This window comes from Tractidigestivibacter sp. (assembly GCF_057241865.1).
In genome coordinates this window covers 1-15,456 of sequence record NZ_DBHHPX010000028.1, presented here as the reverse complement: position 1 = coordinate 15,456, position 15,456 = coordinate 1, and the positions used below count along the sequence as shown (strand labels likewise).

Below are 15,456 nucleotides of genomic sequence, written 5' to 3'. Positions count from 1 at the left end.
ACCAGCGCGTTGGATGGGTTCGGGTGACGCAACACCTCGAACCTGGTCAGGGCCGGGAGGCAGCAGCCATAAGGGGCCTCTGGCGGGCACCCGTTCCCATCGAGCGCGCTGCTGAGCCCCACAGACCGCGCAGTGCACGGCCGTTGGGGCTTTTTTCTAGTCCAGGCAACCCGATGGGGGTCTCATGGGATTCATCGATTTTATCGTCAACCTGCTGCACGACCCGCGCGCGGCCATTGCGGGCTGGATTGCGGCTGGCCCCCTCACCGCGTATGGCTTCGTTTTTCTCATCATCTTCATCGAGACGGGCGTGGTGTTCTTCCCGTTTCTGCCGGGCGACTCGCTGCTATTTGCGTCCGGGTTCTTCGCACAGGGCGGGGGGTTCAACATCTTTGCGCTTCTCGGTGTGGCGTGGGTTGCCGCCATCCTGGGTGACCAGTGCAACTTCATGATCGGCCACTTCTTTGGCACGAAGATCGTGGCCTCCGGCAAGGTCAAGGCCATGACGCCCGAGCGCATGGAGAAGAGCGAGAAGTTCCTGGAGAGGTGGGGCCACCTCGCCATCTTCCTGGGACGCTTCTTCCCGTTCATCCGCACGTTCGTGCCGTTCATCGCCGGCATGGGCGGCATGCACTGGCGCAACTTCGTTATCTTCAACGTGCTGGGCGGAATCACGTGGTCCACGCTATTCACGCTGCTGGGGTACTTCTTCGGCGGCATCCCCGCCGTGCAGGAGCACTTCGAGCTTGTGGTTGTGGGGATTATCCTGGTGTCCGTGATTCCGGCGGTCGCCGGGGCGATTCGCGCTCGCATGGGCGCCAAGAAGGTTGCCGACGCGGAGTAGGGTGTGGTGGCAGATGCCTGGCAGGCGGGCGCTTGCGGGGTCGCCAATCGCCGCGCTTCTCGAACGTTTGGAGGCCTCTAACCGGCAAAACCCCGCGTCATGGACGTGGGGGGGCCGACTTTGGTGCGCCCTGCTGCCGGCTGGCAATGTCAAGATGTAGTTTGTGCCTATCGGTGTGCTCCGTGATGGGTGGGTGTCCTGCCGGCAGTTCCTGCGTGGTGTAATCGGGCAGACGCTTCAGCACTTCTCTGGCCAGCTTCGCTCTGGGTCGTACGCCAACAGTCTCGTTCCTACCATTTGGGTCATAGAGCTCCCCAAAGACTCGCCCAATATGCTGTCATCGTCGAAAAGCAAGCGTGACCCTCGAAAGCAACGTCCCGCAGACGGCATCAATAGCATGTTGTAGTACGAGATGTGCATGAGGGGGCATGGCTCACTCTCTATGGAGGACGGATGTCGAGGGTCCCTGCCACTTGGTGGCGAGGCCATGATTTTGGTCAGTCGAAAAGGTCGGGATGCCATTCGTGCCATCTGGGGAGCAGCTTGTGCCCAAAGGCCTTGTCTGAGTTTGGTGGGTCCTATTCTCAGATTGTAGTGGCGCTTCTCCTACATCCCATTGGCGTCGCTTCGGCATCCGGCTCCCCTCCCATCCCTTCCGGATGCATCCCGCAAGGGGCCTGGCGCCGAAGCTAGGCCCCATTTTTGTGCGGCGACCCCATTGGCAGCCGCCCACATCCGCCGGGCGCCAAGGAGGCGGCTTCGGACTCCGCCGGGCTCTGGACGCTGTTGCGTGCCCGAAGACGTCTCAACAGCTCCGGTGACGGGGAGCCCGGTGGCGGCGCCAGCACAAACGCTACAGTACAAGCCAATAGTTGACATCAGGTGAATTTCAGGGGGGTTGGTATAGAGAACGTGGCGTGGCACACGCTCATCGAGCATGCGGAGGGCAACGCTGACACGGTCTACCTCGCGCACGACTACACCGATGACATGGCATCGGCAAACGAGCTGCTTGTAGATGTTGAGAACCCAGGCGAGTGGATTCGCCCCAAGGCCAGCGAGGTTATTGGTACGGAGTTTGAGATAGACCAAAGCACCGCTGCTGCTTAGCGGTTGCAGTTTGCGACGCATATCTAACCAGATGCGACCCCATCGGGTGCCGCCCTTGCCCGCTGCCTACCCTTATCGTCGAACAAGCGGCCATCGTGCCGGAGGGAACGTAAGGGGAGTGGGAATGGCTAAGAACACTACGAGAAGGAAGTTCATCGGCTCAACCATCGCATCGGTTGGCCTGTTGGGCGTCACTGCAGCGGCAAACGTTGCGGCGAACAAGTTCAGCTCGCTGCTCGACCACTACGTGGGTGGACGTCCCGCAACGGTCGAGAAGGTCGCCGGGTCCGAGGACTGGGACGCCGAGTACTACACCGCAAACTACCGTGGCCGCAACCAGGCGACCGAGGCGGCGAATGAGCTGGTCACCATCATCGAGGGCGAGGGCATCGTCCTCATGAAGAACAACAACGACGCGCTGCCGCTCTCTACTTCCAATACCGTGAGCATGCTCGGTCGCACCGCAGCCGACCCCATCTATGGCGGCTCGGGCTCCGGTACCGTTGACGCATCGTCGTGCATCAACTTCCACCAGGGCATCAGCCAAGCGGGCTTCACCATCAACGACACTGCCTACAACTGGATCAACGACAACTACTCCAACTACGACAAGGCCAGCATCACCATGGACAACCCGTCCACGGCTACCTACTACATTGGCGAGATCCCCTGGGCGGACTACAGCTCCGACGCCCAGGCGTCCATCAATGGTACTGTTGGCCTGGTCTTCATTGGTCGTGGCGGCGGCGAGGGCGGCGACCTCTCCCGCGACCTCAAGGGTGACGTTGACTCCGGCGTCTCGGAGAACTTCAAAGCCAACAGCGAGACAGCCAACTACGCCGACGGCCAGCACGAGCTCGAGCTCACCGTCGAGGAGAAGAGCGTCATCGCCGCCGCAAAGGCCGCCTGCACCAAGGTGATCGCGATTCTCAACCTCTCCACCTCCATGGAGCTGGGCCCGCTGGTGAGCGGCGAGTACGAGGTCGATGCCATCCTCGAAGTGGGCTCCATCGGTGCCACCGGTGCCGCTGCTGTGGGCCAGATGCTTGCTGGCACCGTGAACCCCTCCGGTAGGACCACCGACACCTGGGCCGCGGACTTCACGGCTGACCCGACGTTCAAGAACTTTGGCGGCAAGCGCTATACGGACGTCGAGAACTACTACCCCGAGAAGTCCACGGGCAACGCGTACTTCGTCGAGTACGCCGAGGGCCTCTACTACGGCTATCGCTACTACGAGACCGCTGCCATCGAGGCCGAGGCGGGCAACTACTCCGGCTTCGACTACGATAGCGCCGTCGTCTTCCCGTTTGGCTATGGCCTCTCGTACACGACCTTCTCGCAGGTGCTCGACTCCGTGAGCACGGACAACGACCAGGTAAAGGTACAGGTCACGGTTTCCAACACGGGCTCCGTTGCCGGCAAGGACGTTGTTGAGGTGTACTACTCCGCGCCGTATACGAAGGGCGGACTGGAGAAGCCCGCCGTTGTCCTCGGCGGCTTTGCCAAGACCGACCTTCTCGACCCCGGCGCAAGCGTCTCGATCGCCGTGGAGTTCCCCGTGCGTGACATGGCGTCGTACAGCTCTGACGACCAGGCGTACGTGCTCGATGCCGGCGACTACGTGATTAGCCTGCGCACGGACTCCCACACCGTTGTGGATGAGAAGACCGTCACTCTGGACGCCAAGAAGTACACCACCGACTCGGCAACCGAGGCGGCGATATCCAATAAGTTCGACGACATGACGGAGTACATGGAGAAGAACGTCAAGACCATGTCCCGCTCGGACTTCAAGGGCACGTTCCCCGAGGAGGCCGCCGACAAGAGCGCTGCGGATTGCGGCGTCGAGCTGGTGGAGTGGAAGCTCGAGGACTACGAGGACCCCTCGGCCCAGATGCCCACGATTGGTGCAGACAACGGCCTGCAGCTCATCGACATGCGCGGCGAGGACTACGATTCCGAGGCATGGGATGACATTCTCGACCAGCTCTCCGTTGAGGACATGGCAACCTGTCTGAACGATGACGCCTACAACACGCCCCAGATCGAGTCCGTGGGCAAGCCTGCCACTGTTGATCCCGATGGCCCTGCCGGCTTCACCTCCCTCACAGGTCCTACGGGCAACTGCTCGTACTGCTCCGAGGTCGTCATGGCCCAGACCTGGAACGTGGAGCTCATGCGCCAGATGGGCCAGATGATCGGCCAGGAGGCCCTCGCGTCTTCCTATAACGGTTGGTATGCACCGGCTATGAACATGCACCGCTCGCCCTTCGCGGGCCGCAACTTCGAGTACTACTCCGAGGACCCGTTGCTTGCCGGCAAGATTGGCGCAGCCGTAGTGGGTGGCGCTGCCGAGAATGGCTGCTACGCCTACATCAAGCACTTCGCGATGAACGACCAGGAGTCCTACCGTGTGCAGCACGTCTGCACCTGGGCAACCGAGCAGGTTGCGCGCGAGATTTACCTGCGTCCGTTCGAGACCACCATCAAGGAGGCCACGTACGAGATGAAGTACATCTCGGACGACAAGGGCACCGTCTCGACCAAGACCATGCCCGGCTGCACCGGCGTGATGAGCTCGTTCAACTACGTTGGCGCGGAGTGGGCCGGCGGCCGCAAGAGCCTGTGCACCGAGGTCCTGCGTGACGAGTGGGGCTTCAAGGGCATGGTCATCACGGACTTCGAACTGTACGACTACATGGACAAGAACCAGGCTATCTACGCCGGTACCGACCTGCAGCTCACCTACTCGGCCATGACCGGCGAGTACGAGGGCACCAACACGGCGACCGTCGTCAACCAGATGCGCGAGTCCATGCACCACGTGCTCTACACCGTTGCCAACTCCAATGCCATGAACGGCATGGTGCCCGGCTCCAAGATCACCTACGGCGTGGCGCCCTGGCAGTATGGCGTCTGGGGAGGCTCGGCTGCACTCGTGGCACTGGCGGCGCTCTTTGGCTACAAGGCCGTGAAGAACCACAAGCTCATGGGTGCCGAGGAAACGGACGGCGACGCTGTGGACGTCCCCGAGGTCAAGAAGGGCGACAAGAAGGCGTCTGACGAGAAGTAGCGTGGAAGTTCTCCTCGCGCAACCGCGTAAGGCTTGTGGCCCGCTCCCGGTTGGGGGCGGGCCGTTCTTGTATGAGGCGGAGGCTCGAATCCCGTGGCCAGATCCCGTACCGACGCATGGGCCTTGGGCCTCTCGCCCGAAAAGTGAACACGAATTCGATTGGCGCGTACCTCGCTCTTGGGAAACCGCTGGATTGGGCGTTCCTAGATTGAATTCGTGCGCACTTTTCCTGGGAGGCGGTGGCCATCGGTCTATTGGGGTGGGGTGGGCCTATCCCCTTTGGCCGCAAGAATGCTGGCCATGGACATAGGAAATGCCCCGGAGCGGGCTCGCCGCACCGGGGCATCAGCGATGGGTTGGCAGGGAGCCTGCCTACGCCATTAGAACGCGGGAAGAACGTCCTGGCCGTAGGTGTCGGAGAGGTACTGCTTGAAGTCGTCACTCGTGAGGACGCTGACCAGCGCGGCGATGCGGTCGTCGTCCTTCTTCTCGGGCGTGGTCACGATATAGTTTGCATATTGCTCGACGGCCTTGCCGTCCTTTGACTCCACCGCGACGGCATCCTTCACGTGGAAGCCGGCCTCGATGGCGTAGTTGCCGTTGATGACGGCGAAGTCGACGTCTTGGAGCTGACGGGGCACTGCTGCGGCCTCGACCTCAACAAACTGCAGGTTGTGGGGGTTCTCGGCGATGTCGACCGGGGTGGCCTCGAGGTTATTGGGGTCCTTGAGCGTGATGAGGTTCTCCTGCTGGAGGAGAAGGAGCGCGCGGCCCTCGTTGGTGGGATCGTTGGGAACGGCGATCTGCGCACCGTCGGCAATGCCTGCAAGGTCAGAGGACTTGCCGGCATAGATGCCGAACGGCTCGTAGTGGATGGCGGCCACGCCCACGAGGTCGGTGCCGTTCTCCTCGTTGTAGTTGTTGAGATAGTTGATGTGCTGAAAGTAGTTGGCGTCAACCTCGCCGGAAGTGGTCACCTGGTTGGGGATGATGTAGTCCGTGTACTCCTTGGTCTGAAGGTCGATGCCCTGCTCCTTGAGCTTGGGTGCCGCAAAGTTGTTGAGGATCTCCGCGTGGGGAGAGGGCGAGGCGGCGACGGTCAGGGTCTTGGTTGCCGTAGAGCCGTTGCTCGAGCCAGAGCTGCTGCTCGACGCTGAGTTGCCGCAGGCGGCAAGACCGGTTGCGGCGAGAACGGCAAAGCTGGTGCCAATGAAGCTCCTTCTGGTAATCATGGTGGATTCCTTTCGAGTGTTGTGAGACTGTTCGAGAGATGCCAAATGGCGTGCCGGCTAGCGGTGGTCGATCCTCTTGGCGATTGCGTCGCAGGTGCTCTGGATCACCTGGACGAGAATGACGATGAGAACAAGCGTGGCGATCATGACCTCGTCCTGGTAGCGGTAGTAGCCGTAGCGGATGGCGATGTCGCCCAGGCCGCCAGCGCCGACCGCACCGGCGATGGCCGTGTAGCCCAGGACCGCGATCAGCGTGATCGAGACGCCGCGGACGATGGAGGGCAGGGCCTCGGGGAGCAGCGCCGAGACCACGATGCGCGGGATGGATGCCCCGCAGGACTCGGCTGCCTCGATGGCCTCGCGTGGCACCTCGGCGAGCGACTGCTCGACCATGCGGGCCACAAACGGCGTGGTGGAGAGCACGAGGGGTGGGATGACGCCCTGCACGCCGGTCGTGGTGCCCACAAGAGCGCGCGTGACGGGGAACATCGAGACCAACAGGATGATGAACGGGATGGAGCGGCTGATGTTCACCACCCAGCCGAGCACGGCGTTCAGGGTGCGCATGGGGTGCAGGCCGCGCGGCGCGGTGACGTGGAGAATCACGCCAAGCACTATGCCGATCACATAGGCAAGCGCGGTCGAGACAAAGAGCATCACGAGCGTGTCGGCAAGGCCTCCGCCGAGAAGCGCCCCGTACTGGTCCAGGAAGGAGCTCAGGCTACTCATCCCAACTCTCCCTTCCTAGAAGCTGACGGGTTACCTCATGCTGCGGGTTAGCGAAGACCTCCGCAACGCTTCCCTGCTCAACCACCTTGCCCGAGACAAGCACGGCTACGTCTTTGCAGATGTCCTCGACCACCTGCATGGAGTGAGTGATCACGATGATGGTGACGCCCGTCTCCGCATTGATTTGCTTAAGCAGCCGTAGCACGGACGCCGTGCTTGCGGGGTCGAGGGCCGAGGTGGCCTCATCGCAGAGGATGTAGTCCGGATGGCAGGCCAATGCACGCGCAATGGCAACGCGCTGCTTTTGTCCGCCTGAGAGCTGCGCTGGATATGAGCTTGCGCGGTCGGCGAGACCCACACGGTCAAGGTAGCCCAAGGCCTCCCTGCGGTTCTCGTCCGTTACCTTGCCCATGCTTGCCAGGTACGGGAAGCATACGTTCTCGAGAGCGGTCTTCTGGGCGAGAAGGCCAAAGCCCTGGAAGATCATCGCCACGTGGCGACGGTACTCTCGCAGAGCAGATCCCTTGAGGTTGGTGACGTTGGTGCCGTCGACCATGATGCTGCCCGACGTGGGTCGTTCGAGCAGATTGAGGCAACGCACGAGCGTGGACTTGCCGGCACCGGAGATGCCAATGATGCCAAAGACGTCACCGGTGGGGATGGTGAGCGACACGCCATCCAGTGCATGTACGTCGCTGCCGCTCTCGAAGGTTTTGGAGAGATGCTCTAGTGAAATCAAAGCTGCCGTCCAACTCGTGCCGTCTGCCTGCAGGGGGTGCGTGACCCTTTGCGGGGGCCACGCGCGAAACGCCCGGTTCCTCTCGCCGGCTGCGACGCACCGGCAGGGCCGGCGGCGGGCTAGCGTAGAGGGTGCCCGGGCTTGGGCATCTGCTGGCGCATCAGCGCGAGGGTGGTATGTCCGCTAGTGATAAGCATATAGGTAACTGTAACTGCACCTGTGGCAGTTCTCAAATTCGAAATAACGGTGACTGGCTATCAGGTAGGTAGATAGCTAGATCTGAGGAAAAAAGTGAGACAAAGGGAAACTCCCTTTGTCTCATCGCGGCAGCATGATGTCGAGGTGGAAGACGCCGTCTGCTGCACGCGCCGCCAGGGTGCCCCCGTACCTCTCGGCAATTGCGCGCATGGAGCGCATGCCAAAGCCGTGGTCGAGCGTGTTGCCCTTGCTCGTGAGGGGAAGCCCACCCGAGAAGCGCGGGGCGGCGTCCGCCCGGTAGTAGTTCTCCACGCTCACCGAGACGGTGCCCATGGCCTGTCGCACCACGAGGGATATGGAGCGCTTGTCCGCCCCGCATGCCGCCTCGATTGCATTGTCGAGCGCGTTGCCAAAGAGTGCGTAGATGTCCGCCGGTGCCATGAACTCCAACGCTGCCCCGTCTGCCACGCAGGTGAGCGTGATGCCCTCGCGCTGGCAGAGAAGGCTCTTCTCCGTGAGGATGGTGTCCAGGGCCTCGTTTCCCGTGCGAACGGCGGCGTCGTAGACGTCTACCTCGCGAGCCACATCGTCGAGGGTCGCCCCGTCCACAACGGTACCTCCTCCGGCGATCGTCCTTATCTGGTGGCGCAGGTCGTGGCATTTGAGGTTGATCGCCTCGATGGTCTCGCGGCTCTGCTCGTACTGACGCTCGCGTTCGGCAAGCACGCGCTCGGTGGTGTCACGCTCGGCCGCGAGCCGTCGGTTCACGAGAAGCTCGTATTCCATCCACACCGTGAATACGCACACAAAGCCATGCACCAGGCGCAGCATGGCAGCGTATGCCACGGGGATTCCCAACTCACAAAGGCCTTTGATGACAAGGTCAAACCCTATGACCATGAGGATGACCACGGCCATCATCATGATCATCGAGCGGTCGCCCACCTGCTCCAACCCGTGACGGCTCAGGCGGCGCGTGACGAGGGGGTAGGCCACGGCGTACGTGGCAATCGTCGCCGCCCAGGCCATGAGCGTGAACGCACTCAGGGGCTCCTCTCTCTCCAGGGCCGCCGAAGGGCCCGTCCCCCTCACGAGGAGCCATGCCATCTCGCCAATGCCGGAACCCAGGTTCTGTATTGCGTACCCTGCAGAGCAGCAGAAGAGCGACGCCCACACGCTCGCGTCCCAAAGGTAGGCGACGGCAGCGGTGCATGCCACGAGGAGCGCCGAGAAGAAGACCATCTGGATGGCGTATGAGGTCGCGCGGCTGGGGGCGGCGTCTCCGGCTGGCATCCACGAGCCGACGGCAGTGGCCGCTGCGCATGCGATGATTCCGGCACACACAGCCGCGACGACGAGTGCCCGGCGCCAGAAATGCTCATGGGGCTCAAGTGCGCTCGCAAAGAGCGTGATGCCCAACGCGATGCGGAGGAAGAGGCCCGCCATACTCGCCAGGCCAGCAAGCATCGAAGGCATCACACGCTCCTCCCCACGTAGGCGGCGAGCGCCTCGAGCGCGGCCTTGCGCTGCGAGCGGCTGTAGTAGAGCTCCGTCCCGTCCGACATCACCACGGAGGTGGCCCGTATGCGCGCTACCTGCGCCATATTGATAACGCAGCTTGCGGCGATCTTGAGAAATCCCTTGTCGGCAAGCTGTGACGCTGCATGCGTAATGGTGCCGCGCATGTGCAGGGGCTCCATCTCGCCGGCGAGGTGGTAGTGAAGGTCGTGCTTGACGATATCGATGTAGAGCACGTCTGCCAGGCGCACCACGTGCACGCCGTCCGCCGTGGGAAGCGCGAGGGTCTCGGCCGAGGAGCGCTTCACCACGCGCATCGCCCGGTCCATGCGCAGGGCAAAGTCGGCGTACTCCACGGGCTTGACCATGAAGTCGAGCGCATCCACCTGGTAGCCGCTCACGGCGTACTGCGCCAGGTTGGTCACAAAGACGAGCGGTGTCTCCCCGTCACGCTCGCGAAGGATCCGTGCGGCCTCCATGCCGTTGATGCCGGGAAGGTCGATGTCCATGAAGATGAGGTCTGCCGGGTGGCTCGTGCTCACGAACTCCATTGCAGAGGAGAGCACCGTCACAGTGAAGTCGAGACCCTTCTCGACGGCGTAGCGGTCGAGGTGAGCGTGGAGCGCGTCCGCCTCTGCGGGTGTGTCCTCGACGATTAGGATCCTGTAAGCCATCGCTCGCCTCCCCAGCTTCCAAATAAGTCGCGCGCCTCATCCGATTATGACAGCGCATCCAATGCCCGCCTGCCTACAGACATCATAGGTGTCGATGAGCGGTCCCTAGGGTCAGGGAAGACTGCCGGGCAGGATGCTCGGCGCAAGGAGGGAAGTGTTGGGATGACAGAGGCAGAGAAGAAAACAGGCAAAAAGGCCGAGAAGCCCGTGAAGAGGCCGAGGAGGGCGCTCTTCGTGATCATGTGCATGGTCTCGGCCATGGTTGTGGCGGTGACGGTGCTGGTGGGCGTGGTGGTCTCGCCGTACTTTGACGTCGTGACAACGTTCACGACTCGTCCAGACACCACCTCGACCGAAGTGCAGCAGGCAAGCCAGGCCACCCGCGACATCACAGAGGAGGTCGAGGCGGAGGGCATCACGCTTCTCAAGAATCAGGACGGAGCATTGCCGCTTGCGGGTGCTGCCAAGGTCAACGTCTTTGGGTCTACGGCGGGAAACAACTTCTCCTACGGGGGAACGGGCTCCGGTTCTGGCGACGAGAGCAAGAACGTTACTTTCTACCAGGGCCTCGAGAACGCGGGCCTTACCGTGAACCCAGACCTTGGGCAGTTCTACAGCGATAACGCCGTCTCTCCCGAGACCGGCGACCGCCGCCTTGTTGGCACAGACTGGAACCTCTATGAGCTGCCGCAGTCGAGCTACAACCAGGATGTCATCGACAACGCCAAGTCATACTCTGACACGGCTATCGTGGTCATCACGCGCAAGGGCGGCGAGGGTTATGACCTGCCCCGCGACATGGCAGACTACGGGGGCTCCGAGACCGGTCGCAGCTACCTTGAGCTCACACCCAACGAGGAGGATCTTCTCGCCATGGTCGAGGAGAACTTCGACCGTGTGATCGTGGTTCTCAACAGCCCCAACGCTATGGAGCTGGGCTTTGTCGACAGCCCTCAGGTTGACGCCGCCCTGTGGGTTGGCATGCCTGGCTCCACCGGATGCAATGCCATTGGCAAGGTGCTCACGGGTGCCGTGAACCCCAGCGGACGGACGGTGGACACGTTCCCGTATGCGGTGGAGAGCGCGCCCAGCTACTACAACTTTGGCGCCCACGACTACTCTAACGTGCAAGGCTTCAACAGCGCCATGTTCTCGGGCTCGGGCGATGCCGCCTCTGGTTCCGACAGCGCACACTGGGTTGACTACACTGAGGGCATCTACGTGGGGTATCGCTACTTCGAGACCGCTGCGGCAGATGGCTTCATCGACTACGACCCCACCGTGCAGTATCCGTTTGGCTATGGCCTCTCGTATACCACGTTTGGCGAGAGGATCTCTGGCTTCACCGATGACGGCACGACCATCACGATGAAGGTGGACGTCACCAACACCGGCAGCGTTGCCGGCAAGGATGTTGTGGAGGGCTACTACAGCGCTCCTTACACCAAGGGCGGCATCGAGAAGAGCGCCGTGGTCCTGGGTGGCTTTGAGAAGACCAAGCTCCTGGAGCCCGGCGAGACGCAGACCGTCACCATCAGCTGGACCTACGAGGACATGGCGAGCTACGACTACACCGGCGTCAAGGCCCAAGGCGGCGCCTACGTGCTCGAGGCCGGTGACTACCAGGTGAGCCTGCGTACCAACTCGCATGACGTGGTTGACACCCGCACGGTGACCATCGGCCGCGACTATATCTACAACGACGCGAACGACGGCGCCCGCTCCACGGATGACGCCGCCGCAACCAACCAGTTCGACGACGTCTCATTTGGTGACGGCATCACGTACCTCTCGCGTGCCAACTGGGCAGGGACCTTCCCCACGATGGCGCCTGCCGAGAAGGAGGCGTCTGCCGAGGTCAAGGATGCGCTTGAGAACCCCGCTGGGCTCGACAGCAGCGAGACCGAGGACGTCACCTATGGCGCGAACAACGGCCTCACTCTGGCCGACATGGCCGGGCTCCCCTATGACGATCCGCTGTGGGACAAGCTCCTCGACCAGATGACGCTTAACGAGCAGAAGATGCTTGTCTCCAATGGCGGCTGGATGACCTTCTCGGCCAAGAGCGTGGGCAAGCCCGCGATCGTCGAGTGCGACGGCCCCAACGGCGTGAACAACATCATGGCCAATTACACGGGGACCCAGCTCACCGGCCAGAGCGTCCTTGGCTACACGTGGAACAAGGAGCTGGCGCAGCGCGTGGGAGAGCTCTTCGCACAGGAGGCAACGGCGCTCAAGGTGGGCGGCCTCTACGCTCCCGGCGCCGACATGCACCGCTCGGCCTTTGGCGGCCGCAACTACGAGTACGTGAGCGAGGACGGGCTTCTCACCGGCGAGATCGTTGCCGCCGAGGTGCGCGGAATCCAGTCCCAGGGCGTGTACTGCTACGTCAAGCACTTTGCCCTGAACGACCAGGAGACCCACCGTGGCGATGCGGGTGGCCTTGTAACGTGGGCGAACGAGCAGTCTATGCGTGAGATCTACCTACGTCCGTTTGAGCTTGCGGTAAAGGACGGCGGCGCCACCGCCATTATGAGCTCCTACAACCGCCTGGGTGCCACGCCCACTGCGGAGAGCTACGCCCTGCTTACACAGGTGCTGCGTAACGAATGGGGGTTCCGTGGCTCTGTGGTGACGGACTGCATCATGGCTGCCGATACGGTCGACATCAACCGCGGCCTGCGTGTCGGCAACGACCTCTACCTTACGTTCCTGCAGAATGCGAAGCTTACGGGCGACACCCTGGATACCGCAGCCGGCCACCAGGCGCTGCGCGCTGCCGCCCACAACATCCTCTACACCGAGGCAAATGCGTCAAAGGCGCTTTCGGTGGGGCTGTACCACCAGAGCCCGATCATCACTGCCGTCGAGGTCATCCAGGCAGCCATCATCGCGCTGCTGGTCACGTACTTCGTGCGTCGCCACATGAAGATGAAGCGCTGGCGCGCCCAGCAGTAGTGAGGCAAAGGGACAGTCCCCTTGTCTCGTAGACGAGGTGCCGGGGAGGCCTGGCCTTCCCGGCACCTTGCGACATGGGGTGGCCACCGCCCTTCGCCAGTCAAGGCTTGGCGTCACTGTCCGGCGGCCACCTGATTCCCACGTGAACGCGGATGGGCTCGCCATTCTCGCCAGCCCAAAAATACATTACAAACGTACCAAACATCAGGATGCAGGGCATTGGCATTGCGCAACGGCCTCATCGGAGACGTGGCGGGCAGCCATATCGAAGATGAGGGGGCTTCCCCTTTCCTGCTCTTTGCCCATCGCTATGGGCTCGTGTCGTCGCGGGTATACTTGAACGTCTAAGGCGAGTCGCGGAGGTCCCATGGAATCGCTCTACACAAAGTACCGTCCAAAGACGTTCGAAGAGGTTGTCGGCCAAGAGCACGTGGTCGAGACCCTCAAGCGCGCGGTGCTCGAGGGCAAGGTGAGCCATGCGTACCTGTTCTGCGGACCGCGTGGTACCGGCAAGACCACCATGGCGCGCATCCTTGCCAAGGCGCTCATGTGCCAGCGCGGTGCGGGGCACCTTCCGGACGGTACCTGTGCGGAGTGCCAGCTCATTGCCGCGGGCGAGCACCCCGATGTGCTCGAGCTGGATGCCGCCTCTCGCACGGGCGTCGACAGCGTCCGCGAAGAGATCATCAGCCGCGTGAACTTTGCCCCCGTCCGCGGGAGCTACAAGGTCTACATCATCGACGAGGTGCACATGCTCACCCCGGCAGCGTTCAATGCGCTGCTCAAGACGCTTGAGGAGCCGCCGAGCCACGTCGTCTTCATCATGTGCACGACAGACCCGCAGAAAATCCTGGCCACGATTCTCTCGCGTGTGCAGCGCTTTGACTTCCACTCCATAGGTGCCAACGAGATGCAGGCCCACCTTGCATACGTGTGCAGCCGGGAGGGCTTCACGTACGAGGACGCCGCGCTCGAGCTTGTCGTGCGCCACGCACGCGGGGGCATGCGAGACGCGCTTACCTCACTTGAGCAGGTCTCGGTCTTTGGTGACGGGGCCATAACGCTTTCGGCAACGCAGGACCTCTTTGGCGAGGCCAACGGTTCCGTCTTGGGAGACGTCACCCTGGCGATTGCCAGAAGGGACGTGGGCACGCTCTTTGGTCAGGTCGCACGTCTCGTCGCCGAGGGGCGAGACCTGCTGCAGTTCACGCGCGAGCTGGCGGCTCGCGTGCGTGATGTGTACGTGACAGCCGTGGTGGGCGACCCGGCAAAGGTCATTGCCGCTTCCCCGGATGAGCTCGCCGGACTCTCCAAGACAGCATCGGCCTTTGGCTCTGCCGACCGCATTGCGCGTGTGCTCTCCATCCTGGGCGAGGCCTCCGGCGAGATGCGCACGGCCACCAACCAGCGCCTTGCTCTTGAGATTGCGCTTACGAGGATCGTCCGACCGGAGTGCGACCTCACGCTGGAGTCGCTTGCCGAGAGGATCGAGACGCTCGAGCGCCAAGTTGCCGCGCTGTCGGTGCCCGGTCGCGCCGGCGGCGCCGCGGCTGCGAGCGCGCCGGTTGCTGCGCCGGAGCCCGCGCCGGCTGCTGCACTGGAGTCCGCTTCGGCTCCGGTCGTGTCGCCACCGGCGCCCCAGACGGCGGTCCCGTCTCGACAGGCACCGGCGGTCCAGGCGGCTCCGCAGCCGGCACCTACCTCGGAACCCTATCCGGTACCGACGCCGCGGCCGGTCCCCGCACCAAGCTCCACGGCGGCAGTCGCTTCTCGTCCGTCGCCTGCACCTGCCGTCGGTGCCGCCATTACTGATGGCGCAACGCTGCAGCGCAACTGGAAGCGCGTGACCGAGGGCCTTATGTCCAAGTCGGCGTCCAGGGGCTCCCTGCTTCTCAACTCGAGCATCGTCTCGGACGACGGCGCGAAGCTCACCGTCTCGCTGCCAACGGGATCGCACTTTGCGGCACGCATGCTCGAGCGCGCGGACGTCCGCGAGCTCTACCTGCCCATCGTGGCTTCCGTGTTTGGTCCGCGCGAAGTCACATTTGTTGAGTCGAGCCTTGCCAACCAGGCGATTTCCCAGCACGATCGTGCTGCGGCCTCTATGCCCGCGCCAGCACCGCAACCCGCGCCAGCTCCCGCACCGCAGGTAGTGGCGTCATCCTACCCCATGCCGTGGGATCCCATTGAGGCCGAGCAGCCCCAGCAGGTCTCGACTGTGGCACCTGCCCCCGAGTCCCCGGCAGACGAGCGGGTTCCGTATGACGATGCGGACGCGCATGCTCACGAGGAGGATGACGCTCCTGAGGCGGCTGCGCCTCTCGAGCAACCGGCGCCTGCCCCGGCACCCACCCCCACCCCGGCTCCGCAGCCGAAGC

10 protein-coding genes and 1 other RNA gene are annotated in these 15,456 nt (G+C 62.9%); 6 read left to right on the top strand and 5 right to left on the bottom strand.

The annotated features are described in order from the left end of the window. The first annotated feature begins 10 nt into the window (after positions 1 to 10). From ffs to ACO59D_RS09385, 4 genes are all read left to right on the top strand, one after another. Positions 11 to 106: signal recognition particle sRNA small type (gene ffs, locus ACO59D_RS09400), an RNA gene on the top strand. 78 nt (positions 107 to 184) lie between these two features. Continuing rightward, entirely contained in the window at positions 185 to 844 is a 660-nt protein-coding gene (locus ACO59D_RS09395; RefSeq protein ID WP_485126749.1) for a DedA family protein, read from the top strand. 882 nt (positions 845 to 1,726) lie between these two features. Continuing rightward, the gene (locus tag ACO59D_RS09390) at positions 1,727 to 1,954 is read left to right on the top strand and encodes a hypothetical protein (protein ID WP_485126748.1); all 228 of its coding nucleotides are present in this window, start codon (positions 1,727 to 1,729) and stop codon (positions 1,952 to 1,954) included. A gap of 124 nt (positions 1,955 to 2,078) precedes the next feature. Beyond that, positions 2,079 to 5,030, top strand: a complete 2,952-nt coding sequence (locus ACO59D_RS09385) for a glycoside hydrolase family 3 protein (protein ID WP_485126747.1) — start codon at positions 2,079 to 2,081, stop codon at positions 5,028 to 5,030. Between the two features lie 380 nt (positions 5,031 to 5,410). Here ACO59D_RS09385 and ACO59D_RS09380 read toward each other — a convergent pair whose 3' ends face one another. The 5 genes from ACO59D_RS09380 to ACO59D_RS09360 all read right to left on the bottom strand — a co-directional run bounded on the left by ACO59D_RS09380 (position 5,411) and on the right by ACO59D_RS09360 (position 10,120). Further along, a complete protein-coding gene (locus tag ACO59D_RS09380; RefSeq protein WP_485126746.1) occupies positions 5,411 to 6,262 on the bottom strand; it encodes a MetQ/NlpA family ABC transporter substrate-binding protein in 852 nt (283 codons plus the stop codon). 57 nt (positions 6,263 to 6,319) lie between these two features. Further along, complete coding sequence (locus ACO59D_RS09375) at positions 6,320 to 6,991, bottom strand: methionine ABC transporter permease (protein WP_485126745.1); 672 nt, start codon at positions 6,989 to 6,991, stop codon at positions 6,320 to 6,322. Next, the gene (locus ACO59D_RS09370) at positions 6,984 to 7,730 is read right to left on the bottom strand and encodes a methionine ABC transporter ATP-binding protein (RefSeq protein WP_485126744.1); all 747 of its coding nucleotides are present in this window, start codon (positions 7,728 to 7,730) and stop codon (positions 6,984 to 6,986) included. The genes ACO59D_RS09375 and ACO59D_RS09370 overlap by 8 nt, the downstream gene beginning before the upstream one ends. A 318-nt stretch (positions 7,731 to 8,048) precedes the next feature. Continuing rightward, positions 8,049 to 9,404 (bottom strand): ATP-binding protein, encoded by a 1,356-nt coding sequence (locus ACO59D_RS09365; RefSeq protein WP_485126743.1) that lies wholly within the window; start codon positions 9,402 to 9,404, stop codon positions 8,049 to 8,051. Further along, a complete protein-coding gene (locus ACO59D_RS09360; protein ID WP_485126742.1) occupies positions 9,404 to 10,120 on the bottom strand; it encodes a LytR/AlgR family response regulator transcription factor in 717 nt (238 codons plus the stop codon). The genes ACO59D_RS09365 and ACO59D_RS09360 overlap by 1 nt, the downstream gene beginning before the upstream one ends. Before the next feature lie 162 nt (positions 10,121 to 10,282). Between ACO59D_RS09360 and ACO59D_RS09355 the strand changes: the two genes are divergently transcribed. Both ACO59D_RS09355 and dnaX read left to right on the top strand, forming a co-directional pair. Continuing rightward, positions 10,283 to 13,078: a glycoside hydrolase family 3 protein gene (locus ACO59D_RS09355; RefSeq protein WP_485126741.1), complete on the top strand. Its 2,796-nt coding sequence runs from the start codon at positions 10,283 to 10,285 to the stop codon at positions 13,076 to 13,078. 367 nt (positions 13,079 to 13,445) lie between these two features. Further along, a partial coding sequence (dnaX, locus tag ACO59D_RS09350) for a DNA polymerase III subunit gamma/tau (RefSeq protein WP_485126740.1) occupies positions 13,446 to 15,456 on the top strand: 2,011 nt, incomplete at its 3' end.

Bases quoted from the DNA above. Each gene is read 5' to 3' on its own strand.
- ACO59D_RS09375 (WP_485126745.1), bottom strand. From the start codon at position 6,991: ATGAGTAGCCTGAGCTCCTTCCTGGACCAGTACGGGGCGCTTCTCGGC.
- ACO59D_RS09360 (WP_485126742.1), bottom strand. From the start codon at position 10,120: ATGGCTTACAGGATCCTAATCGTCGAGGACACACCCGCAGAGGCGGAC.
- ACO59D_RS09365 (WP_485126743.1), bottom strand. From the start codon at position 9,404: ATGCCTTCGATGCTTGCTGGCCTGGCGAGTATGGCGGGCCTCTTCCTC.
- ACO59D_RS09380 (WP_485126746.1), bottom strand. From the start codon at position 6,262: ATGATTACCAGAAGGAGCTTCATTGGCACCAGCTTTGCCGTTCTCGCC.
- ACO59D_RS09395 (WP_485126749.1), top strand. From the start codon at position 185: ATGGGATTCATCGATTTTATCGTCAACCTGCTGCACGACCCGCGCGCG.
- ACO59D_RS09355 (WP_485126741.1), top strand. From the start codon at position 10,283: ATGACAGAGGCAGAGAAGAAAACAGGCAAAAAGGCCGAGAAGCCCGTG.
- ACO59D_RS09385 (WP_485126747.1), top strand. From the start codon at position 2,079: ATGGCTAAGAACACTACGAGAAGGAAGTTCATCGGCTCAACCATCGCA.